General features: G+C 65.2%; 25 protein-coding genes. 15 read left to right on the top strand and 10 right to left on the bottom strand.

Features of this window, described 5'->3' with window-relative positions; all coding sequences use genetic code 11:
- Positions 1-4 precede the first annotated feature (4 nt).
- Positions 5-301: a DUF6476 family protein gene (locus ACXAG6_RS16460; RefSeq protein WP_475338896.1), complete on the bottom strand. Its 297-nt coding sequence runs from the start codon at positions 299-301 to the stop codon at positions 5-7.
- On the opposite strand from ACXAG6_RS16460, the gene ACXAG6_RS16455 reads away from it, so the two are divergent.
- A complete protein-coding gene (locus tag ACXAG6_RS16455; protein ID WP_475338895.1) occupies positions 300-1,322 on the top strand; it encodes an RluA family pseudouridine synthase in 1,023 nt (340 codons plus the stop codon). The genes ACXAG6_RS16460 and ACXAG6_RS16455 overlap by 2 nt on opposite strands.
- Positions 1,323-1,344: 22 nt before the next feature.
- On the opposite strand, the gene ACXAG6_RS16450 is transcribed toward ACXAG6_RS16455, so the two are convergent.
- Positions 1,345-2,001: a DUF4386 domain-containing protein gene (locus ACXAG6_RS16450; RefSeq protein WP_475338893.1), complete on the bottom strand. Its 657-nt coding sequence runs from the start codon at positions 1,999-2,001 to the stop codon at positions 1,345-1,347.
- A gap of 285 nt (positions 2,002-2,286) precedes the next feature.
- Between ACXAG6_RS16450 and rpoH the strand changes: the two genes are divergently transcribed.
- The 6 genes from rpoH (at position 2,287) to ACXAG6_RS16420 (ending at position 6,642) form a co-directional block, all read left to right on the top strand.
- Entirely contained in the window at positions 2,287-3,183 is an 897-nt protein-coding gene (gene rpoH / locus ACXAG6_RS16445) for an RNA polymerase sigma factor RpoH (RefSeq protein WP_475338892.1), read from the top strand.
- A gap of 49 nt (positions 3,184-3,232) precedes the next feature.
- Positions 3,233-3,922: a phosphatidylserine decarboxylase gene (locus ACXAG6_RS16440; protein WP_475338891.1), complete on the top strand. Its 690-nt coding sequence runs from the start codon at positions 3,233-3,235 to the stop codon at positions 3,920-3,922.
- A gap of 4 nt (positions 3,923-3,926) precedes the next feature.
- Positions 3,927-4,691: a CDP-diacylglycerol--serine O-phosphatidyltransferase gene (gene pssA / locus ACXAG6_RS16435; protein ID WP_475338890.1), complete on the top strand. Its 765-nt coding sequence runs from the start codon at positions 3,927-3,929 to the stop codon at positions 4,689-4,691.
- Entirely contained in the window at positions 4,681-5,298 is a 618-nt protein-coding gene (locus ACXAG6_RS16430) for a class I SAM-dependent methyltransferase (protein ID WP_475338889.1), read from the top strand. Before pssA ends, ACXAG6_RS16430 begins: the two co-directional genes overlap by 11 nt.
- A gap of 61 nt (positions 5,299-5,359) precedes the next feature.
- Complete coding sequence (locus tag ACXAG6_RS16425; RefSeq protein WP_475338888.1) at positions 5,360-6,337, top strand: Gfo/Idh/MocA family protein; 978 nt, start codon at positions 5,360-5,362, stop codon at positions 6,335-6,337.
- A complete protein-coding gene (locus ACXAG6_RS16420) occupies positions 6,334-6,642 on the top strand; it encodes a DUF4389 domain-containing protein (RefSeq protein ID WP_475338886.1) in 309 nt (102 codons plus the stop codon). The genes ACXAG6_RS16425 and ACXAG6_RS16420 overlap by 4 nt, the downstream gene beginning before the upstream one ends.
- 103 nt (positions 6,643-6,745) lie before the next feature.
- Here ACXAG6_RS16420 and ACXAG6_RS16415 read toward each other — a convergent pair whose 3' ends face one another.
- Positions 6,746-7,141: a (R)-mandelonitrile lyase gene (locus ACXAG6_RS16415; protein WP_475338885.1), complete on the bottom strand. Its 396-nt coding sequence runs from the start codon at positions 7,139-7,141 to the stop codon at positions 6,746-6,748.
- A 104-nt stretch (positions 7,142-7,245) separates the two neighbouring features.
- Here ACXAG6_RS16415 and ACXAG6_RS16410 point away from each other — a divergent pair, with 104 nt between their 5' ends.
- Positions 7,246-7,770 carry a hypothetical protein gene (locus ACXAG6_RS16410; protein WP_475338884.1) on the top strand — a complete coding sequence of 175 codons (525 nt, stop codon included), beginning with the start codon at positions 7,246-7,248 and terminating at the stop codon, positions 7,768-7,770.
- 58 nt (positions 7,771-7,828) lie between these two features.
- Here ACXAG6_RS16410 and ACXAG6_RS16405 read toward each other — a convergent pair whose 3' ends face one another.
- Genes ACXAG6_RS16405 through ACXAG6_RS16395 form a run of 3 tightly spaced genes read right to left on the bottom strand, consistent with a single transcriptional unit; the run spans position 7,829 to position 10,760 of the window.
- Complete coding sequence (locus tag ACXAG6_RS16405) at positions 7,829-9,646, bottom strand: M3 family oligoendopeptidase (protein WP_475338882.1); 1,818 nt, start codon at positions 9,644-9,646, stop codon at positions 7,829-7,831.
- Positions 9,647-9,700: 54 nt separating this feature from the next.
- Entirely contained in the window at positions 9,701-10,270 is a 570-nt protein-coding gene (locus ACXAG6_RS16400) for a peptidoglycan-binding domain-containing protein (protein ID WP_475338881.1), read from the bottom strand.
- 58 nt (positions 10,271-10,328) lie between these two features.
- A complete protein-coding gene (locus ACXAG6_RS16395; protein WP_475338880.1) occupies positions 10,329-10,760 on the bottom strand; it encodes an OB-fold nucleic acid binding domain-containing protein in 432 nt (143 codons plus the stop codon).
- 96 nt (positions 10,761-10,856) lie between these two features.
- On the opposite strand from ACXAG6_RS16395, the gene ACXAG6_RS16390 reads away from it, so the two are divergent.
- Both ACXAG6_RS16390 and ACXAG6_RS16385 read left to right on the top strand, forming a co-directional pair.
- On the top strand, positions 10,857-11,180 hold the full coding sequence (locus tag ACXAG6_RS16390; protein WP_140014941.1) for a 2Fe-2S iron-sulfur cluster-binding protein: 324 nt from the start codon (positions 10,857-10,859) through the stop codon (positions 11,178-11,180).
- A gap of 52 nt (positions 11,181-11,232) precedes the next feature.
- Positions 11,233-11,988 carry an FG-GAP-like repeat-containing protein gene (locus ACXAG6_RS16385; RefSeq protein ID WP_475338879.1) on the top strand — a complete coding sequence of 252 codons (756 nt, stop codon included), beginning with the start codon at positions 11,233-11,235 and terminating at the stop codon, positions 11,986-11,988.
- A gap of 221 nt (positions 11,989-12,209) precedes the next feature.
- On the opposite strand, the gene purD is transcribed toward ACXAG6_RS16385, so the two are convergent.
- The gene (gene purD / locus ACXAG6_RS16380; protein WP_475338878.1) at positions 12,210-13,472 is read right to left on the bottom strand and encodes a phosphoribosylamine--glycine ligase; all 1,263 of its coding nucleotides are present in this window, start codon (positions 13,470-13,472) and stop codon (positions 12,210-12,212) included.
- Positions 13,473-13,554: 82 nt separating this feature from the next.
- Here purD and xseA point away from each other — a divergent pair, with 82 nt between their 5' ends.
- The gene (xseA, locus tag ACXAG6_RS16375; RefSeq protein ID WP_475338877.1) at positions 13,555-15,105 is read left to right on the top strand and encodes an exodeoxyribonuclease VII large subunit; all 1,551 of its coding nucleotides are present in this window, start codon (positions 13,555-13,557) and stop codon (positions 15,103-15,105) included.
- Positions 15,106-15,180: 75 nt separating this feature from the next.
- Here xseA and ACXAG6_RS16370 read toward each other — a convergent pair whose 3' ends face one another.
- On the bottom strand, positions 15,181-15,579 hold the full coding sequence (locus tag ACXAG6_RS16370; RefSeq protein WP_475338875.1) for a hypothetical protein: 399 nt from the start codon (positions 15,577-15,579) through the stop codon (positions 15,181-15,183).
- A 71-nt stretch (positions 15,580-15,650) separates the two neighbouring features.
- Positions 15,651-16,733, bottom strand: coding sequence for an alkane 1-monooxygenase (locus tag ACXAG6_RS16365; protein WP_475338874.1), 1,083 nt, complete (start codon positions 16,731-16,733; stop codon positions 15,651-15,653).
- A 315-nt stretch (positions 16,734-17,048) separates the two neighbouring features.
- Here ACXAG6_RS16365 and ftsY point away from each other — a divergent pair, with 315 nt between their 5' ends.
- Together ftsY and ACXAG6_RS16355 are read left to right on the top strand one after the other, a co-directional pair.
- A complete protein-coding gene (gene ftsY / locus ACXAG6_RS16360) occupies positions 17,049-18,242 on the top strand; it encodes a signal recognition particle-docking protein FtsY (protein ID WP_475338873.1) in 1,194 nt (397 codons plus the stop codon).
- Positions 18,239-19,186 carry a hypothetical protein gene (locus ACXAG6_RS16355; RefSeq protein WP_475338871.1) on the top strand — a complete coding sequence of 316 codons (948 nt, stop codon included), beginning with the start codon at positions 18,239-18,241 and terminating at the stop codon, positions 19,184-19,186. Before ftsY ends, ACXAG6_RS16355 begins: the two co-directional genes overlap by 4 nt.
- Before the next feature lie 41 nt (positions 19,187-19,227).
- Here the strand turns inward: ACXAG6_RS16355 and ACXAG6_RS16350 are convergent, their stop codons facing one another.
- On the bottom strand, positions 19,228-19,668 hold the full coding sequence (locus tag ACXAG6_RS16350; protein WP_475338870.1) for an MgtC/SapB family protein: 441 nt from the start codon (positions 19,666-19,668) through the stop codon (positions 19,228-19,230).
- A gap of 163 nt (positions 19,669-19,831) precedes the next feature.
- Here ACXAG6_RS16350 and ACXAG6_RS16345 point away from each other — a divergent pair, with 163 nt between their 5' ends.
- Together ACXAG6_RS16345 and ACXAG6_RS16340 are read left to right on the top strand one after the other, a co-directional pair.
- Positions 19,832-20,611: a transporter substrate-binding domain-containing protein gene (locus ACXAG6_RS16345; RefSeq protein ID WP_475338869.1), complete on the top strand. Its 780-nt coding sequence runs from the start codon at positions 19,832-19,834 to the stop codon at positions 20,609-20,611.
- On the top strand, positions 20,608-21,396 hold the full coding sequence (locus ACXAG6_RS16340; RefSeq protein ID WP_475338867.1) for an amino acid ABC transporter permease: 789 nt from the start codon (positions 20,608-20,610) through the stop codon (positions 21,394-21,396). The genes ACXAG6_RS16345 and ACXAG6_RS16340 overlap by 4 nt, the downstream gene beginning before the upstream one ends.
- Positions 21,397-21,563 lie beyond the last annotated feature (167 nt).

Raw genomic sequence — 21,563 nt, 5'->3', positions numbered from 1 at the left:
CGGCTCAGGGTGACAGGGCAATTTCCTGACGCAGGCTTCCATCGCGGTGGAAGATCAGGATGCGGTCGTCGGTTGTGACGACGGCATACCATTCGGCCGTGGCGGTGAAGGCCTGCGCGGTGGCGCCCTCGGGCAGGGTAATACTTTCGGGGAGGGATGGGCTTTGCGGCCCGGAGAGGCGGATGATAAGCAGGGCGGCGATCACGGCGATCCCTGCGATCATCGTGAGCGTCAGCCCCGTCACCAGCCGCTTGAGCCATTTCAGGTCCACCGGCAGTTCGTCATTTTCCGGAGCCGCCATGGCCGCCTCTCTCGTGACTTTCATCATCGGCCCTACGCCGCCGTCGCGCCTTGATAAGGCGCTTTCGCGTGATGTGCCAGACGAGGCCAGCCTTAGCCGGTCGCGGCTTGTGCGGTTGATTGCCGAGGGCGCGGTGCTGGTGAACGGCGCGGTGGTCGCCGATGCCAAGGCCAAGGTGGCGGAGGGAGACGCGGTGCAAATTGCCGTGCCCGAGGCCGTCGAGGTGGAGATGGTGGCGGAAGACATACCGCTGGACATCGCCTTTGAAGACGATCACCTCGTGGTGGTCAACAAGCCGGTGGGCATGGTGGTGCACCCGGCGCCGGGCAGCCCGCGCGGCACATTGGTGAACGCGCTGCTCTATCATTTTGGCGGGGAGCTCTCGGGAATCGGAGGAGAAAAGCGGCCCGGTATCGTGCACCGAATTGATAAGGATACCAGTGGTTTGCTGGTGGTCGCCAAGTCTGACGCGGCGCATCATGGGCTTGCCGAACAGTTTGAGGCCCATACCGCACGGCGGCGGTATCTGGCGATGTGTTACGGTATTCCTGATGGGTCCGAACCTCGGCTGCGCGGCATCAAGGGCACCCATTTTGAGCCGGATGGCACGCTGCGGATCACCACCCAGCTTACGCGCCACAAGACCGACCGGCAGCGGCAGGCGGTTTGCTTTGCGGGTGGGCGCCATGCGGTGACACGGGTGCGGGTGGTCGAGCGGCTGAGTGAGGTGGCGGCACTGGTGGAATGCCGGTTGGAGACCGGGCGCACACATCAGATTCGGGCGCATATGTCTCACATCGGGCACGGGTTGATTGGGGATCCGGTCTATGGCGGGCGGCGCAAACTTTCGGAGCGTGCGGTGGGGGCGGCAGGGGCCGAGGCGGCACGTGGCTTTGCGCGGCAGGCGTTGCACGCGGCATCGCTGGGGTTTGCCCATCCGGTCGAAGGCACGGAGATGGACTTCGAGGCGGATCTGCCAGCGGATATGGTGGCGCTGTTGACGGCCCTGCGCGCGGGGTGATGCGGGCGAACGCCAGCGCGTTTTATGCTGGCGAGGTTCCAATGCGGCGGGCGATCAGCAGCGTGATCGCCAGCGCCACTTCCGCGACCACGGGCACGGCATAGCCGGGTTGCATCATTGCATTGAGGTCCGGCGCGATGATCCGGGTAATGCTGCCAGCGAGGTAGACCAGCCCGGCGAGGCTAAGCAGGGGTGGCAACCAGCGCGGAACAAGGCCGCTGCGGGCAAGGAGCCATGCGGTGATCAGCGTGTTTGCGCCAAAGAAAACAAGCCCGATGTCATAGCCGATGCTGTGGGTTTCCAGCAGCGCAAGCAGTGCTTCGGGGGTGGCGGATGGGCCGGTTACGAGGCTGAGCGCGCCGACCGCGGCGAGGAGGCTGGCGGCGATGATGGCGGCCTGCATGAGCCGCAGGATCATGGCGGCGAGTGCCCAATCGCGGTGGACGTGCCGCAAAAGCGCGAAGAACAGCACCGCAAGACCGATATCTGCCATGACCATCGCCGTATCGGCCAGCAAGCCGAGCCGGAAAAGCCCGGTGTGGGCTGAAACCGCGTGCCAGGTTGCGGTGGCATTGTCCCACGAGATCAGGGGCATGCGCACCAGAAGCTCTGCCCCGAGCCCGAGTAGAATGACGCCGACATAGAGCGCGCCGGCGCTGCGTTGCGTGGTTTTGGACATGACGGCTCTCCCGCTGTGCGATTGCGTAGGGAGGGATTTAGGGCATGCGCAGATTGTTGAGAATTGGCAGCTTTCGTTCACATTCCATGCGAAAACGCATGAAACATTCCGTCACCTTTGCCCGACTCGGGGGATTAACCTTCTATTTACGATCTGAGGGCATAGGATGATCGCGACCTTAGGGCATCGTTAAGACTTGAACCGATCAGTTCAGTGCTTACATGATCTCCTGAACAGGCGCCGATACGAGCGCAACCTATTGATAAGTAACGCCAAGGGACCAGAATGAGCAACTACACAAAGCTTCCGGCCCCCTCTCCCGAGCAGGGGCTCAATCGCTACCTCCAGGAAATCCGCACCTTTCCGATGCTGGAACCGGAGGAAGAATACATGCTGGCCAAGCGCTGGGTCGAGGATGAAGACAGCTCCTCCGCGCACCAGCTTGTCACCTCTCACCTGCGCCTCGCGGCAAAAATCGCGATGGGCTACCGCGGCTATGGCCTGCCGCAGGCCGAGGTGATCTCGGAGGCGAACGTGGGCCTGATGCAGGCGGTCAAACGCTTCGACCCGGAAAAGGGCTTCCGCCTTGCGACCTACGCTATGTGGTGGATTCGTGCCTCGATCCAGGAATACATTCTTAGGTCATGGTCGCTTGTGAAACTGGGAACGACGAGCGCCCAGAAGAAACTTTTCTTCAACCTTCGCAAAGCCAAGAACAAGATCGGCGCGCTGGAGGAGGGCGATCTGCGCCCCGAGAACGTGGAAAAGATCGCCACCCAGCTCAACGTGACCAAGGAAGAGGTCATCTCGATGAACCGGCGCATGTCAGGCGGAGATGCGAGCCTCAACGCCACCATCGGTTCTGATGAAGATGGCTCTGCGCAATGGCAGGACTGGCTGGAAGATGAAACCGCCGACCAAGCCAAGAGCTACGCCGAAGAAAACGAGATGGAAGTGCGCCGCGAATTGATGGTCGAGGCGATGGAAGTGCTGAATGATCGGGAGAAGGACATTCTGATCCAGCGCCGCTTGCACGACCAGCCGGTGACGCTGGAAGAGCTTTCGGGCCAGTATGACGTGAGCCGTGAGCGCATTCGACAGATCGAGGTGCGGGCCTTTGAGAAGCTGCAAAAGCGGATGCAGGAGCTTGCCAAAGAGCGGGGCCTGCTGACCCGCGCTTGAACCCCGGCCAGCGGGCAGATAGACCCTTGGACAGCCGAGGGGGGACCGCGTGAAACTGCACGAAACGTTTATCAAGCCCATGCACCGTGAGGGCTGGCGCTTTGTCGGCGTCTTCGCGGTGCTGACGCTGTTGCTCTTTTTCATCTGGACGCCGCTGGGCCTGATCGGCCTCGTGCTTACGATCTGGTGCTACTACTTTTTCCGCGATCCGGTGCGCCATGTGCCGGATGTCGATGGGCTGATCGTAAGCCCCGCAGACGGGATTGTGAGCCTCATCGAGATGGCCACACCGCCGCCCGAGTTGGGCCTGGGCGAGGAAAAGCGCCTTCGGGTGAGCGTGTTTATGTCGGTCTTCAACTGCCACATCAACCGCGCGCCGGTGCCCGGGCGGATTTCGAAGATGGCCTACAAGCCCGGCAAGTTTCTCTCGGCCGAGCTCGACAAGGCCAGCGAAGACAATGAGCGCAACTCCCTGCTGATCGAGATGGATGATGGGCGTGACCTTGTGGTCACCCAGATCGCTGGCTTAGTGGCGCGGCGCATTGTGCCGCTGACCGAGGAGGGCGCGGTGCTGAAGCGCGGCGAGCGCTTTGGCCTCATCCGTTTTGGCTCCCGGCTCGACACCTATTTGCCCGAAGGCGTGCAGCCGCTCGTCTCGGTTGGGCAGACCATGATCGGGGGCGAGAGTGTGCTGGCTGATCTGAGTAATTCCACACCCCGCCCAGCGAGGGCAGACTAAGCCAATGCCCCGCGCGCCCCGCATCCGTCGCCGGGCAAGCCGGCTTCCGCTCCTGCACCTGTTGCCCAATATTGTTACCATCGGTGCCATCTGCGCGGGGCTGACCGGGCTGCGGCTTGCGCTGCATGATCGCTTTGAGGCGGCTGTGCTCATGGTTCTTCTGGCGGCGCTGCTTGATGGGCTGGATGGCCCACTGGCGCGGTTGCTGAAGTCGGAATCCAAGATCGGGGCCGAGCTGGACAGCCTTGCGGATTTCGTGAATTTCGGCGTCGTCCCCGGCTTTCTGCTCTATCTCTGGAGCCTTGATAACACCTCGCGGCTGAGTTGGATCGCGGTGCTGATCTTTGCCGTATGCGCGGTGTTACGATTGGCGCGGTTTAACGTGACGGCGCGGGAGGATGCGCAAGAAGACCGCCCCAAGCCGGGCACCTTTACCGGCGTTCCGGCACCCGGTGGGGCATTGCTGGCGCTGGCCCCTTTCTCACTGGTGCAGAATTTTCCGACCCTGCCCATGCCCGCCGGCGCGGTGGCGCTTTGGCTGGTTGTGGTCGGGCTGCTGATGATCTCCCGCCTGCCCACGCCGTCGCTCAAATCGGTTCGCATTCCGCGAGACAGCGCGCGGTTTCTCATTGTGGGGCTGGTGGCCTTTGCTGCCGTGGCCTCAACCTGGCCCTGGGTTGTCATGACGCTGGCACAGATGGGCTATATCATTTTGATCGCATGGAGCGCTCGCGGCACTGCGAGAGAGGAATTTTCTGATGAAGATTGAAGCTGTTTCAAACTCTTACAAACGCTGGGCCCCGGTTTATGACAGCACCTTCGGTGCCGTCACCAACGCAGGGCGCAAGCGGGCAACGGCCTATGTGACAGAGCGTGGCGGCGACGTACTGGAGGTGGGTGTGGGCACCGGGCTGGCACTGCCGCTTTACGGCGCTGGCGTGCGGGTGACCGGCATCGACTTTTCGCCCGAGATGCTCGCCAAGGCCGAGAAACGGGTGGAGGTGGAAGGCCTCGTTCGGGTTGAGGCGCTGCGGCAGATGGATGCCCGCGAGCTGGATTTTGCGGATGCGAGCTTTGACTACGTAAGCGCCATGCATGTGCTTTCGGTCGTGCCCGAGCCCGAGCGGGTGATGCGCGAGATTGCCCGGGTTTTGCGGCCCGGCGGGCAGGCGCTGATCGTCAACCACTTCGCCGCCGAAAAGGGCGTGCGCAGCTTTATCGAGCGGGCCGCGGCGCCGCTGGAGAGCCTGTTGGGGTGGCATTCGGATTTTCCGATCTCGCGCGTGCTTGGCGGGCCGGGCCTTGTGGAGGTGGAGCGCGACAGCCTGCCGCCTATGGGCATGATGACCTGGCTGGTGCTGGAAAAGCAGGGCTAGCTTGCGGGCCACCCGGGCTGCCGTTAGCGTTGGCGCTAACAGGGACACCGGGAGATTTGCCATGACAACCGAACCACTTCGCTGGGGCATCCTCGGCGCTGCCAATTTTGCGCTTCAGCACATGGGCCGCGCGATCCATGCCGCCGAAGGGGCGGAACTGGTGGCTCTGGCCACGTCGAGTGCCGCGAAGGCCGAGCCGTTCAAGGCGTTTTGCCCTGGTTTGAAAGTGCACGAGAGCTATGACGCGCTGCTGGCCGATCCGGGGATTGATGCGGTTTACGTTCCACTCCCGAACCATCTGCATGTGGAGTGGACGCTGAAGGCGATGGACGCGGGCAAGCATGTGCTGACCGAGAAGCCCATTGCCATGGAGGCGGGCGAGATCGATGCGTTGATTGCCAAGCGCGACGCCACCGGGCTGCTTGCCACCGAGGCCTATATGATCGTGCACCACCCCCAGTGGCAGCGCGCCCGGGCGATGCTGCGCGACGGGGCGATTGGCGATCTGGTGCATGTGGATGGCGTGTTTACCTACAACAACCCCGACATGGCCAATATTCGCAACGACGCCTCCAAGGGGGGCGGCGGCATTCCGGACATCGGGGTTTACACCTACGGATCAACGCGTTGGATGCTGGGCGAGGAGCCCGATGAGATTACCCATGCCGACCTCACCTTCGAGGCGGGGGTGGATGTGGTGGCCCGGGTTGCGGCACGCTTTCCAAGTGGCACGGCGCATTGGGTCAACTCCATGCGGATGCACCCGTGGCAGCACATGAGTTTTCACGGCACCGAGGGGGTGATCCGCCTCACCGCGCCGTTCAATGCCAATGTCTTCGATCAGGCTGAGGTGGAGCTGCATCAGGATGGCATGGGCCGGCGGATCGAGCGGTTTCCCGGCATCAACCAGTACGTCTTGCAGGTGGAGAACTTCGGGAAGACGGTGCGCGAGGGGGCGGAATATCCGTGGTCGCTTGAGGACGCCAAGGGCACGCAGGCGCTGATTGATGCGGTCTATGACAAGGGAGGCCGGGGGTGACGCGCCCCTCCGATGACGAGCGCTTTGAGGGGCGCATGCACGGGCCGCAGGAGGAGGCGGGCAAGGACGGGCTGCTGATGCGGCTGGTGCATATGGTGTTAATTGGCTTGATGATTCAGGTCGCGATGACCGTGCTCGGGGTGGCCACGCTGGTGCAACTTGTGGTGCTTCTTATCAACAAGGGTGAGCCGAACCCACGCCTTGCCGATTTTGGCGAGAGCCTCGGCATCTGGCTGGCCAAGGCGGCGCGCTATCTGGTGGCCGCCAGCGAGGTGAAGCCTTGGCCGTGGACCGAGCTGGATTGAGGGTACGCTACCAGGGCCGGGCCAGTCCCGCCGGTCCGGGCGATGAGCGAAGCGAAGAGCCCGGCCCGCCGAGCGGAGCGAGGCCACCGGTCGTGGCTCTTCATCAGCCGAGATAGTCGGCGTCGCTCACATGCTCCAGCCAGTCAACGTTGGAGCCGTTTACGACCTCGTGGATGGCCACATGGGTCATCGCGTGGGTGTCGCGGGCGCCGTGCCAGTGTTTTTCGCCCGGTTCGAACCAGATCTTGTCGCCCGGGGCGATATCTTCTTTCGGGCCACCCTCACGCTGGACCCAGCCGAGCCCGGCGGTGACGATCAGCAACTGACCGCGCGGGTGGGTGTGCCAAGCGGTGCGCGCGCCCGGCTCGAAGGTGACGATCACCGCGCCGGCGGATGCGCCCTCTTCGGGGTTGTGGCGGTTCTCCTGCCGGACCGCGCCGGTGAAGTATTCTGCCGGGCCGATGCCCGAGGGTTGCTCTGTGGCCCGCGTGATCTTCATCTTAGCCTCCAATTCTTCACAAACGTTAAACAGGGCGGCGATGGCCCCTTTGCCCCACCCTAGGGCGTTTGACCGGCCGTGGGGAGAGCGGGCAAGCTGGCGGCATGAATAACCCGACCCGCGCCCTGATCGTGGCTCTGCTGCTGCCCCTGCCTGCCTCCGCCGAGGAACTGGGCCGGATCACGGCCTTTGTCGCGGGGGAGGCGAAGCAGTGGTTTACCATCACCATGACGCAGGGCGGGCGGCAGGTGGCGACGGCGAGCTTTGAGCAGGGCGCGCGACTGACGGAGCTGCGCGTGCAGGGCCACCCGGAGCCGAGTTTCAGCACGCGCGATGTGTTCAGCTTGGATGTGCGCTACGAAGGGCTGTTCACGCCGGGTGCGGTGCCGCTTTCAGTTGACGTGATGCATGTGCCTGAGGGCATGGGCGGGCCGTTCTGGACGAGCCGGAATGCGGGAAAGCCAGCGCAGGTGGATATCGTGGAACTGGAGGTTTGGGGCAGCTACGGGCGGCTGGTGGCGACCTTTGAAGCGGAGCTGTGCTTTCGCCCAATCATCTCCTCAGCGACCGATACCGCCAATTGCCGGGCGGTGACGGGGGTGATCGAGACGGAGATTTCAGTGGAGTAGGGACGGCGGATGACGCTCGCGCTGGCGCGCATCGCTCCACCCGCCGTCCCTAGAGCGCTTAGCCCTCCATCGCCTCAAGCTCGTCGATGAAGCCTTCGATCATGCTGAGGCCCTTGTCCCAGAAGGCCGGGTCGGAGGCGTCGAGGCCGAAGGGGGCGAGGAGCTCTTTGTGGTGCTTGGAGCCGCCTGCCTTCAGCATGTCGAAATACTTGGCCTGGAAGTCGGCGTCGCCTTCTTCGTAGGCGGCGTAAAGCGCGTTCACCAGACCGTCTCCAAAGGCGTAGGCGTAGACGTAGAAGGGCGAGTGGACGAAGTGGGGGATGTAGGCCCAGAAGGTCTCGTACCCTTCCATGAATTCGAACGCCGGGCCGAGGCTTTCGCCCTGCACCGACATCCAGATTTCGTTGATCTGGTCGGGGGTCAGCTCGCCCTCGGCGCGGGCAGCGTGGAGTTTGCATTCGAAGTCGTAGAAGGCGATCTGGCGGACGACGGTGTTGATCATGTCTTCCACCTTGCCCGCGAGCATGACCTTGCGCTCTGCATCGTCCTTGGCGGCGGCGAGGAGTTTGCGGAAGGTGAGCATTTCGCCGAACACGCTGGCGGTTTCGGCCAGGGTCAGCGGGGTGCTGGAGAGCAGCTCGCCCTGTTCGGCGGCGAGTACCTGATGGACGCCGTGGCCCAGCTCATGCGCCAGCGTCATCACGTCACGCGGTTTGCCGAGGTAGTTCAGCATCACGTAGGGGTGCACGTCGGTCACGGTGGGGTGGGCGAAGGCGCCGGGGGCCTTGCCGGGCTTCACCTCGGCGTCGATCCAGCCCTTGGTGAAGAAGGGCTCTGCAATCTTGGCCATTTCCGGGTCAAAACCGTCGTAGGCGTCGAGCACGGTGGCCTTGGCCTCGTCCCAGTTGACGATCTTTTCGCTCTCCATCGGCAGGGGCGCGTTGCGATCCCAGACCTGCATCTTGTCGAGGCCGAGCCAGCCGCGCTTCAGCTCGTAGTAGCGGTGTGACAGGCGCGGGTAAGCGGCGACGACTGCATCGCGGAGGGCCTGCACCACCTCGGGCTCGACGTGGTTGGAGAGGTGGCGGCCGGTTTGCGGCGTGGGCATCTTGCGCCACTTGTCCTCGATGGCCTTCTCCTTCGCCAGCGTGTTGTGGACGCGGGAGAAGATGGAGAGGTTGTCGGTGAGGACGGAGGCGATTTCACGCGCTGCGGCTTCGCGGGTGTCGCGGTTCTGGTCGGAGAGCAGGTTGGCGATGCCCTCCATGCCCAGCACCTCGCCGTTGACCTCGAATTCGAGGCCGGCGACGGTTTCATCAAACAGGCGATTCCATGCGGCGGCGCCGACAGTGGATTGATCGTGCAGGAATTTTTCCAGCTCGTCGGAGAGCTGGTAGGGCTTGAGGGCGCGCATCCGGTCGAACACAGGCTTGTAGCGGGCAAGCTCTTCGGAGCCGGTGAACCATGCCCCATAGGTAGCATCATCGACGCGGTTGAGCTCCAGCGAGAAGAACACCAGCGAGGACATGATGTCGGTGATTTGCTGCTGCATGTTGCCCATGAACTGGGCGCGGCCCGGATCGACGGTGAGCTGGTAGTAGCGCAGGCCGGCGAAGGACATGATGCGCCCGGCGATCCGGTCGATCGCCTCGTAACGGTTGACCACTTCGAGCATCTGCTCGGGGCTCAAGGTATGCAGCTTGCCTTCGTAGTCGGCAGCGAAGGCGGGGCATTCCTTGGCGAGCCATTCAAGATCGCGGGTCAGCTCGGGGGCATCTTCGGCGGTGTAGAGATCGGAGAGATCCCACTCGGGGAGGTCGCCGAGGTTCTTGCCGCCGGAAGGGGCGGCGGCGGCGTCGAAGGCGGGGGATTTCATCGGGCTGCTCCTGCGTTGTTCTCCAGAGGAGATATGCAGGAAGGGGCGGCGGCTTCAACCCTCGGGCGCGGTATCGGCCTGCGGCAGAAGGGCCGGGGCGAGGCCGAGGACGCGGGCGGCGGCGAGGGAGAGCGTGTCGCTGTCCAGCCCTTGGGGCTGCTGGAAGCTGCGGATGGCGCGGCGGGTGCGGGTGTCGAGCTTGCCGGATACGGGGCCGTTGTAATGGCCGCGGACGGCGAGCGCGCGCTGGAGGCTGGAGATATATTCGGGTGTTAGCTCATCGGAGCAGGGCGTTTCAAACCAGCGCTGCACGGCGGGCTTGGTGACCTGCTCTTGCGGCGCCCGGCGGTAGATTGGCGGGCTGATGACTTCGCCGGTGGCGGTCAGCTGGGCTGGTTGCACCAGCGTTGGCACGATGACTGTGACGGTTTCGGGGGGCGTGGTTTCCTTGTCCCAGCAGGAGCCGGGCGTGGCGCTGGGCGGCGCTTCGGCTTGGGTGACGATGGTGGCTGGGGCGGAGCGCCGTTGCACCTCGGGCGGTGAGACGCAGGCGGCGAGCGCAAGCGCACCGCAGGCGGCGAGGACGGCCCCGAGGGGGCGGTTTTGGGCGTTGGGTCGTGTCACTGCTCTGGGCTCTCTTGCGGGCCGCGTTTGGCTCAGAGTAGCGCGGGAGTGGTGTGTCTCATAGCCCGGGCGCGGGGAGGGCGGGGCGAGGGGCGGATTCTTGCGCCCCTTTTGCAACAGGGGGCTGCGACGAGGCAGAGGGGGCGGGGGGCGGCGCGAGCAGAGTGTCGAGCAGGGCGGAGATATCCTCGATCTGCTCGGCGACGATATGCACCACCTCCTGCTCGCGCTGGATGCGCCCCGTCACCCGCAGCAGGCGCCCGGCGATCACGGCGCGGCGGAAGCGCTCGTAGGTCTTGGCCCAGACCACCACGTTGCAGGTGCCGGTTTCATCCTCGAGCGTGATGAAGATCACCCCCTTGGCGGTGCCCGGCCTCTGGCGCACCAGCACCAGCCCGGCCACGGTCACGCGCGCGCCGGTGGGTGGGCGGTCCAGCAGGGCGGCGGGGATGGCGCGGGGCGGGCGGGGCCAGTCGGGAGGAGGAGTCATGAGAACAAATGTAAAACAAATTGTAGGTTTCGGCAATGCTGGAATCTCCCCGGCCGATCCGGTAAATGGGCCGAAGCAGGCAAATCGGAGCGGCACATGGCCAAGATCACCTACATTGAGCACAACGGAACCAAACATGAAGTTGAGGTCGCCACTGGCATGACCGTCATGGAAGGCGCGCGCGACAACGGCATTCCGGGCATTGATGCCGATTGCGGCGGGGCCTGCGCCTGCTCGACCTGCCATGTTTATGTTGCGCCCGAATGGGTCGAAAAACTTCCGGGCCGCGAGGCGATGGAAGAGGACATGCTCGATTTTGCCTTCGAGCCCGATGCGGAGCGCTCGCGCCTGACCTGCCAGATCAAGGTGACGGACGATCTGGATGGGCTGGTTGTGCAGATGCCCGAAAAGCAGATTTAAGCCCGTGCGCCGGTTTCTGCGAGATTGGCGCAAATTCCTGACGATTGGTAAAATGCTGCGCGCGGTCGCCTGCGGGGGGGCAATCTTGCTGTGCGGCAGCGCTACGGGACAGGCGCAGGAGTTCCTTTCGGCAGAGCTGCGCAACCCGACCGACAAGTATGGACATGGGGCGCTGGGGGCGGAGGGCGAGTATCTGTCGCTTGTGCTCGAAATTGGCCGAAGGGTCGGCTCGGAGGACGGGATCTTCTCGGGCAGCGCGAGCCTGACCTATGAGCTGAAAGCCGAGGAAAACCTTGTATATGAGGATGTTGCGCCGAGGCTCTGGGATGTGACCGGCGACGGGAAGCCCGAGGTCGTGGTGATGCAGAGCCATATGGAACTGGGCGCGCGGTTGCTGGTGATCGGCTTGAACGAGGGCAAGCCTGCCTTCGTTGCGGCCACACCATTCATCGGCACGCGGCATAGATGGGCGGCTCCGCTGGCGGCTGCCGACCTAGACGGCGACGGCAATATAGAGGTTGCCTTTGTCGACCGCCCGCATCTGGCCAAGACCCTGAGAATATGGCGGTATTCCGGTGGCGACTTCTACGAGGTCACGAGCGTAGAGGGGGTGACGAACCATCGGTATGGAGAGTCGGAAATCTTTGGCGGGCTGCGCGAATGCGGCGATCAACCCGAACTGTTGTTGGCCGATGCAGACTGGAAGAGGCTGGTCAGGTTCCGCATGGTCGACGGCCGGATGCAGGGCCAATACTTTGGGCCGATCGAGGGGCCGGAGAGCTTTGAGACGGCCCTGACGTGCCGTTAAGATTTGGCCCGGTTGGGGCCGTTACGGCAAATAATACCACCGCAACATCTTATGCACTTCATATGCACAAGTGATGCATACGTGATCTCCGCACAGTGGGCGCAAGATTTGCCGTTATATGTGCGGCGCGTTGGGGCAACGGGTTGGGAAGGGCGGCTGATTGCCGTTGCTCTTGAGCGGTAAGAGATCCTCGGGGCAGGCCCTAGGATGAGGGTGGCGCGTCAGAGGGCGCGCCAGCCGATGTCTTTACGGTAGAACCCTTCGGGCCAGTCGACGGCCTCGGCCAACGCATAGGCACGCTCGCGGGTTTCCGCGAGGGTTTCGCCCCGTGCGGTGGCGTTGAGCACGCGCCCGCCGGTGGCTGTGACCTTGCCATCGGCCATGGTGGTGCCCGCGTGGAAGACCATTTGGGTGGAGGTCTGTGGCAAGCCGTCGAGCCCGCCGATCAACGAGCCCTTGGGGTAGCTGCCGGGATAGCCCGTGGTGGCGAGCACCACCGTCATGGCGTGATCGTCGGCCCAGTTCACCTGCGCCTCGGAGAGCCGCCCCTCGGCGGTGGCGAGCAGCAGGTCGAGCACCTGCGCGCCGAGGCGCATCATCAGCACCTGACATTCGGGGTCGCCGAAGCGGGCGTTGTATTCGACCAGCGCGGGCTCGCCGTCTTCGATCATCAGGCCCACGTAGAGCACCCCTTGGTAGGGCGTGCCGCGCCGCGCCATCTCGGTGACGGTGGGGGTGACGATTTGGTCCATCACCTTGGCCATAACTGCCGCGTCGAGGATCGGGGCGGGGGAGTAGGCGCCCATGCCGCCGGTGTTGGGGCCCTCGTCGCCCTCGCCAACGCGCTTGTGGTCTTGCGCGGTGCCGACGGACAGTACGTGTTCACCGTCGCAGAGCACGAAGAGGCTGGCCTCTTCGCCGGTCATGAAATCTTCAATCACCACCTCGGCCCCGGCGTCACCGAAGACACCGGAGAAAACATCGTCGATGGCAGCCAGCGCGGTGGCCTCGTCCATCGCCACGACCACGCCCTTGCCCGCCGCGAGCCCGTCGGCCTTGATGACGCGGGGCGCGCCGACGGCCTCGATATACTCCCGCGCGGGGGCGGCGGAGGTGAAGGAGCACCAGCCGGCGGTGGGGATCTGGGCGGCGTCGCAGACCTGCTTGGTGAACTTCTTGGAGGCTTCGAGTTGGGCGGCCTCTGCAGAGGGGCCGAAGGTGAGAATGCCAGCGGCGCGCAGATGGTCGGCCACGCCAGCGGCCAGCGGGGCCTCGGGGCCGATCACCACGAAATCGACGGTGTTCTCATGGCAGAACTCGGCCACGGCGAGGCCGTCTTCGATATCCAGCGCGGCGCACTCGCACATCGCCTCGATCCCGGCGTTGCCGGGCGCGACGATCAGCCTGTCACATTTTGGGTTTTGCTGGATGGCCCAGGCGAGGGAATGCTCGCGCCCGCCGCTTCCGAGGATGAGAATGTTCATGGGGAGGGCTCCCTTGGCCTTGCTTCGGGGGCGTTCTAAGGTTGGGCGACGAGCAGCACAAGAGCAGCGAAGGCAACGCGACATGGACCTGATCGACGATCCGACCCCCGGCGGCAATGCGCCCGAGTTTACTGTTTCCGAACTTTCGGGTGCGGTTAAGCGCGTGGTGGAGGGTGAGTTTGGCTATGTGCGGGTGAAGGGTGAGGTGGGGCGCGTGGTGCGGGCGCGGTCGGGGCATTTGTACTTCGATCTCAAGGATGACCGGAGCGTGCTGGCCTGCACCAGCTGGAAGGGGCAGGTGGCGGGCCTCAGCGTGATCCCCGAGGAGGGGATGGAGGTAGTGGCCTATGGCAAGCTGACCACCTTTGCCAGCCAGTCGAAGTATCAGATGAACGCCACCGAGGTTGCCGTTGCCGGTGTGGGCGCGTTGATGGCGATGCTGGAGAAGCGCAAGAAGGCGCTGGCCGCCGAGGGGCTGTTTGCGCCCGAGCGCAAGCGGGCGTTGCCGTTCTTGCCGGAAATCATTGGCGTGGTGACATCGCCGCAAGGTGCCGTGATCCGCGATATTCTGCACCGGCTGAGTGACAGGTTTCCGCGCAAGGTGCTGGTGTGGCCGGTTGCGGTACAGGGCAAGGCCTGTGCGCCGGATGTGGCCCGCGCGATTGCTGGGTTCAACGCGATGACGCCGGGGGGCGCGCTGCCACGGCCAGACCTGATTATCGTGGCGCGGGGCGGGGGCTCGATTGAAGACCTGTGGGGGTTCAACGAGGAGGAGGTGGTGCGCGCGGCTGCCGCCTCGGAGATTCCGCTGATTTCGGCGGTGGGGCATGAGACGGACACGACGCTGATCGACCACGCCGCCGACCGACGCGCACCCACGCCGACCGCCGCCGCCGAGATGGCGGTGCCGGTGCGGCTGGAACTGATGGCGGCGGTGGATGGTTTGGGCGGGCGACTCAGGCGGGCGGTGTCGGAAAGCGTGCGCGGGCGGCGGCAGCGGCTGACCGACCTTGGCCGCGCGCTGCCGAGGCCCGAGGTTGTGCTGGGCGGGGCGCAGCAGCGGCTGGATCAATGGGCCGAACGGCTGCCCGCCGCGTTGCGCACGGCGGTGCTGAAAAAGCGCGGGGCGCTCAGTGAGGCGGCAGCGGGGCTGCGGCCCGGCGCGGTGCGGGCCGGGATTGCCCAACGGCGGGAGCGGGCGGAGCGGCTGGGGGCGCGGCTGGGGCCGGAGCTTTCACGCACGGCGGCGCGGGCGCGGGAGCGGCTGGCGGCGCGGGCCGAGCGGCTGCGCCCGGCGCTGGTGACAGATCGCACCGCGCGGGCCGGGGAACGGGTGGCCAGCCTCGCCGCCCGGCTTGAGGCGGCGCAAAAGGGACAGGGCGAGGCGCGGGCGCGCAAGCTGGAGAGCCTTTCGCGCCTGCTGGGTTCGCTCGGCTATGAGGAAACGCTGAAGCGCGGCTTTGCCGTGGTGCGCGAGGGCGACGAGGTGGTGACAAGCGCGGCGCGGGCGAAGGCGGCGGTGGGGCCGCTGGAGATTCAGTTTGCCGATGGGCGGATGGTGCCGGGCGGCGGGGCGGTGAAGAAGAAGGCCAGCCCCAAGGCGCCGCCGCCGGAGCAGGGCGACTTGTTTTAGGCAGCGCTTTTCAGGCAGCGCTACGATCGGGCGGTTGGGGCGCCGGGGTGGTGGGCAGATTGCCCACCCTACGGGTTAGACCCCGACATCCGGGCCGAGGCAGAGCATGGGCTCTTCGGCATCGGTGACTTCATAAAGTTCGGTGGCGGAAGGGTCATCTTCGAAGAGGGCGCGCATTCCGCCGGGCTCGTTCCAGAAGGTCCAGCATTGCGGCGCGCCGGGCTGATCCTCGTAGACGAAACAGATGAACTGCTCGGATTCGTACCAGTAGCCCTCTTTGCATTGACCATCGAGAAACGACCAGCGCACGCGGTTGCCGGGCAGGTATTCTTCCACCCCGTAGGCGGTGCCGTGGTTGTTGTAATAGAGCGTGCGGCCCTGAGTGTAGGCGTCGAACTCGCTGCCCGACATCGGCTCGGCGGCCATCACGGGGGTTGCAGCAGCCAGCGCTGCGGCGAGGAGGATCGGGCGCATGAGGTCTCCGGGTTGCCTGCTGTTTTGCGGCAGAATGGCAGATGGCGCGGCGCGGGAAAAGCCCGCGGCTGTCACGCCCGCGCGATCTGGCCCTCGGGCGCCGGGTGTGCCGGGGGTTCTGGGGACTTGGCCGTGAGACGGGCGACGCGAGGGTTCATCACTCGGCGCCATGTGCGGGGCAGCAGGGCCAGCGTGGCCATTGCGGGCAGGGGCGCGGGGAGCATTGGCGCGCCACCGGGCAGGGTGAGCGACGGGTAGCGGGTGCTTGGGTGGGCGTGATGATCGGAGTGGCGGGGGGCGTGAAGCATCATCAGCGAGGAGAAGACGTGGGGCGCATTCCAGCTGTGGGCGTCTGACACGGGTGTGTAGCGGCCATCGGCCTGCCGAGCGCGGCGCAGCCCGTAGTGCTGCACATAGTCGGACATCAGAAGTTGCGCGGTGGCATAGGCGGCGAGGCCGATGTGCGCGGCCAGCCCGGCAGGGCCGAAGGCGAGGGCCGATAGGGCAATCAGGGCGAAGGCGCCGGCGATATATTCAATATAGGGGTTGGCGAGGGCCGATTTGGCGCCACGGGCCAGCATCTCGCGCTCGGCGGCCAGCCCGGCGCGGAAGCTGCCGACCCATGCGCGGGCAGCGAAGCGGTAGTAGCTTTCGTTCAGCCGGGCGGAGTTGGGGTCATCCGGGGTGGCGACGTAGCGGTGGTGCACCTTGGGGTGGGCCGAGGCGTGGTGGCCGAAGAGCAGCGAGATATAGACCCAGCGACCCAGCGCCCGCAGCGGACGGGCGGAGCGGTGGATCAGCTCATGGGCGTTGGAGTTGGAGACCTGGCCGAAGAAGAGGCCGAAGGCGAGGAAGGAAACGGCCCGCTCCCAGGGGGCGAGGCCCGTCTTGCCGGACACGGTGGCGATGGCCAGCGCGAGCAGGGCGAAATGTGCAAGCGCGAGACTGGCAGAAAGCGCATCAGCCCAAGTGCCCGGCTGCGCGGTGGGCGTGGGCCGGGCACCGAGGCGGCGCAGAACCTGGTCGATCACGGCGGAGAAGAGGGTGAGGTAGAGCGCGGCGAGGACGACCCAGACACCACCGAGAGCGCCACCGGCTGCAAGCAGGGCGACGGGCGTGAGCGTGGCTGCGGCAAAGAGGGCGGCGGGCGGCATTCGGATCTCCGTTTCGGGGATGAAGATAGGCCTGCGGCGTGGCGGAAGGAAGGGGCGGTTTGGCGCGGATTGGGCGTTGGGCAGCGCGTGGCGACGCACCCGCCCACCCACCCCGCGCGCCACGCGCTGCCTGTGGCCGATGTTTCGGGCCGGATCGGAGGGCGCGCGGCGTGCAGGTTTTGGGTTGGCTGTTCTCGGTTTGACCATGGGGTGCCGTGGTGAAGGCACTCCGCGCGGATCATGGCCTGTGCGGTGGGCTCTTCCATCCGGGGCGGGGAGCGATTAGGTCGGTAAGGGTTGGAAAGAGGGGCGTTGATGGCGTTTTTCAAGAAGCTCAAGGACAAGCTGTTCAAGTCCAGCTCAAAGCTGGACGAGGGGCTTGAGGCGATTGTTGCCGATGGCGGCGAGGAAGAGGCGGTGGAAGCGGTAGAGGAGACCGTGGAGGCCGGGGCGCTGGTTGTTGAACAGGCGGAGCCTGCCGAGGGCTCGTCCTCTGAGCCAGAGCCAGAGCCAGAGCCAGAGCCTGAGCCGGAGGTGCCACCTGCGCCAGTGCCGGAGCCTGAGCCCGATTTGCCGCCGATCCCGGTGCCGCCTGCGCCGCGCGCGGAGGAGGTGGCAGCCAAGCGCCCCGGTTTCATCGGGCGGATGCTGGGGCGGGGCGAGGGGCCCGTTATGCGGCGGGTGCTCGACGATGACATGCTGGAGAGCCTCGAAGAGCTGCTGATTGCCTCCGACATGGGCGTGGACACCGCGCTGCGGGTGACGGCGAACATGGCCGAAGGGCGCTACGGGCGGAAGGTGTCGACCGCAGAGATCAAGCAGTTCCTCGCCGATGAGATTGCGCGGATCATGGAGCCGGTGGCCCGCCCGATGCCGCTTTACCCGACCCGTCCGCAGGTGGTGCTGGTGGTGGGCGTCAACGGCTCTGGCAAGACCACCACGATCGGCAAGCTGGCCAGCCAGTTCAAGGCTGCCGGAAAGAGCGTGGTGATTGCCGCCGGGGACACCTTCCGTGCGGCGGCGGTGGAGCAGTTGCAGGTGTGGGGCGAGCGGGCAGGCGTGCCGGTGATGACCGCGCCCGAGGGCAGCGACCCGGCTTCGCTGGCCTTTGATGCAATGGGCAAGGCGCAGGAAGACGGGGCCGACCTGTTGATGATCGACACCGCCGGGCGGTTGCAAAACCGGGCCGATCTGATGGAGGAGCTTTCCAAGATCGTGCGAGTCATCAAGAAGAAAGACCCGGATGCGCCGCATAACACTTTGCTGGTGCTGGATGCGACCACGGGCCAGAACGCGCTGAGCCAGGTGGAGACCTTCCAAAAGATGGCCGATGTGAGTGGCCTCGTGATGACCAAGCTCGACGGCACCGCCAAGGGCGGGGTGCTGGTGGCGCTGGCCGACAAGTTTGGCCTGCCGATCCATGCGATTGGCGTGGGCGAGAAGATCGACGATCTGGATGCGTTCGATCCGAAGGATTTTGCGGAGGCGCTGACCGGCGCGGGGGCATGATCCGGGCCCTTGCGCTGGTTTGCCTGCTGCCGGGCGCAGTGGCGGCGCAAACCTATGACAGTCTGACGGATGAGGCATGCGCGGGCCTGCTTCAGCGGGCCGACGTGCTGGGCCTTGGCGGCGTGGTTGAGGTCGGCGGCTCGGGCGCGCAGGAGGATGGCTGCGCCTATTCGGATGTTCGGATTTCGACCGGTGTGGGCATGCTGGGCTACATGGTGCCGCAGGCCCGGGTGCATATCGGCGGCTTGGGCCGGCTCGACTACGGGCTGCCGCCGCTGGCTGTGAAGTTGGAGGCGCGCGGGGCGCATCCGGTTTTTTCGGTGTCTGGCGATGCTCTGACGAGCTGGCTTTTGACGGAGCAGGCCAAGGTTGGCGATGGCATGGACCTCTCCGCCAACCTTTGGTGGGACCGGGACAGCCGGGAGGTGGTGATCGAGGAGGTCCGCTGGGACTTTCCGGGGGCGAATGGTTTGCGGATGGAGGGGCTGATCGCGGGGGTGGACCTGACGGATCAGCTGGCGATGCAGCAATCGGCGTTGACGACGCGGCTCATGGTGCTGGAGCTGGAGATGGAGAGCAACGGGCTGTTTGAGCAGCTTTTCCTTGTGCCATTGGGGCAGGCGCTTTTGCAGCCGGTGCCTGAGGCGGACGGCGCGGAGGTGCCTTCGCCAGAGGCGCAGGTGGCGGCGTTGCAGGCGGCGGCTGTGGAGGCGCTGGGGAGCCTGCCGGATGCGCGGTTTGAGCCGGGTGCGCGGGAGGCGTTGGCGGCGTTTATCACTGATTTGCCGCATCCGGAGGGGCGGTTTGTGCTGCGGCTGGATGCGCCCGAGGGGCTGGGCATGGCGCAGATCGGGCCTCTGGCGCTGGGCGCGGCGGTGACGCCCGAGGCCGTTGGCGCGATGCTGGACGGCGTGACCATAGGGGCGGACTACCAGCAGGATTAGGCGGCGCGCGGCCTGTGCCTGCGATCAACCTGTGCCTGCAATCAGGATGGGTCTTCGCTGGCCTGCACCATGCGTTTCAGGATCCACAGCACCGCCACGGTGAGGGCGGTGGCCATGGCGGCCAGTGGCATTTGCCCGGCGCCGCAGGCCAGCCCGATGCCGCCGGCCAGCCACATGGAGGCGCCTGTGGTTGTATTCTTCACGGTATCGCCCTTGGTGAAGATGATGCCTGCGGCGAGGAAGGCCACGCCCGCCGTGACCGCCTCGACAAGGCGGAGGGGATCGACCTTCATGCTGTCCTTCGGGCCGAAGGACAGCTGCGAGAGCTGCTGGCTGACCACGATGAAGAGGCAGGCGGCGAGGGCCACGAGGATGTGGGTGCGCAGGCCTGCGGGTTTGGAGCGCCATTCGCGCTCCAGCCCGATCAGCCCGCCCAGCACCGCTGCCGCCAGCAGGCGGATAAAGGCGGTGAGGGGTGGCACGGCGGCGAAGGTGCCTTTCAGCTCTGATGCGATGGTTTCGATGGTGGGTCTCCCGGGGTGTCTGGTGACATAACTCGGGCTTGGCCCCGGAGGTTCCGGGCCTGCGTTGCGCAGGTTTGCGTTTGCGCTAAGGTTTGAGCGAACCTCTGTGGGAGTCGATCTGATGAAATACGCCGCCGCCGCCGTTTTTGCCTCGCTCTTCGTGACCCCTGTGGTCGCGCAGGATTTGCCCGACCTTGAGGGCCGCGAAATAACCGTTGTGACCGAAAACGCCTATCCGCCTCTGCAATACATGGCTGAAGGCGAGGCCGTGGGCTGGGAATATGACGCCATGGCGGAGATCGCCGCCCGGATCAACATGAGCGTGACTTACGAGAACATCAGCTGGGATGCGATGATACCGGCCGTTTCGGAAGGGCAGTATGACCTCGGGATGACGGGGATCACCATTCGGGATGATCGCAAGGAGATGGTGGATTTTTCCGACGCTTACATGCGCAGCGAGATGGTGATGCTGGTAAGGGGCGATGAGGAGCGCTTTAGCGATGCGGCGGGGTTTGCCGCCGATGACGATTTGCTGGTGGCGGCCCAGCCGGGGACGACGCCGTTCTACGTGGCGGTTTACGATGTGCTGGACGGCGACGAGGCCAATCCGCGGGTGAAATTGTTTGAGACCTTCGGTGCGGGGGTGCAGGCGCTGCGTGCCGGGGACGTGGACCTTGTGCTGACCGATGGCACGGCAGGCGAGGGCTATGTGGCGGCCTCGGATGGGGCGCTGAAGATCGTGGGCGAGAAGCTGGGGACCGAGGACTTTGGCTTCATCTTTCCGAAAGGGTCTGACCTTGTGGCGCCGATCAATGCCGCCATTGCCGCGATGCAGGCCGATGGCACGCTGGATGCGCTGAACAAGAAGTGGTTTCTCGACACCAAGCTCGGCGAGTGAGGCAGCGCCCCGGCGAGAGTGACTTTCCGTGGTGGCTGGTCATCCTGGCCGCCACGGGGGCGGTGCTGTTCTGGCGGGTGATTGCCGACGATCTTTACTCGGATGTGCTGGAGACCCTGAGCAAGGGCGTTGCGATCACCATTTTCGTCACGCTGGTTGGCTTTTCGCTGGCGACCTTGCTGGGGCTGCTGGTGGCGATGGCCTCGCTCTCGCGCTGGATCGTCGCGCGGCAGGTAGCGCGGCTTTACGTGGAGATCGTGCGCGGCGTGCCGATTTTGGTGCTGCTGCTCTATGTCGCCTTCGTGGTGGCCCCTGCGCTCGTGGTGGCGGTGAACTGGGTGCTTGTAACTCTTGGGGGCGAGGGGATACGGACGCGGGATTTTTCGCTGCTCTGGCGGGCGATCATTGCGCTGTCGATCGGCTATTCGGCCTTCATTGCAGAGGTGTTCCGGGCCGGGTTGCTCTCTGTCGATGAAGGGCAGATCGAGGCGGCGGAGGCTTTGGGGCTGTCGCCCTGGCAGCGGTTTCGACTGGTGCGGCTGCCACAGGCGCTGCGCACGATCCTGCCGCCCTTGGGCAATGACTTCATCGCAATGATCAAGGATTCCAGCCTCGTGTCGGTGCTGGGGGTGACGGATATCACCCAGTTGGGGAAGGTCACATCGGCGGGGAATTTCAGGTATTTCGAGACCTATAACGTGGTGGCGCTGTTGTATCTGGTGATGACGGTGACGCTTTCGCTGGCGCTGCGGCGGCTGGAGAAACGGCTGGGGATGGGGCGGTAGGGGCAGTGGTGCGCCATGAATGCGCACCCTACGGCTCGGGCCGTGCTGGGTGAGCAGGCGTTGAGGGGGGGGGGGGGGGTGGGGCGGGTCCCCCCCCCCCCCACCCCCGGGATATTTGACGGACCAATGAGGGGCGGGGTGGGGCTCTGGACCATCCGGGCTCGCGA

This window comes from Vannielia sp. ABF1_015 (assembly GCF_056160745.1).
The sequence above is the reverse complement of the archived record's forward strand: the minus strand, read 5'-3'. Positions and strand labels throughout refer to the sequence as shown.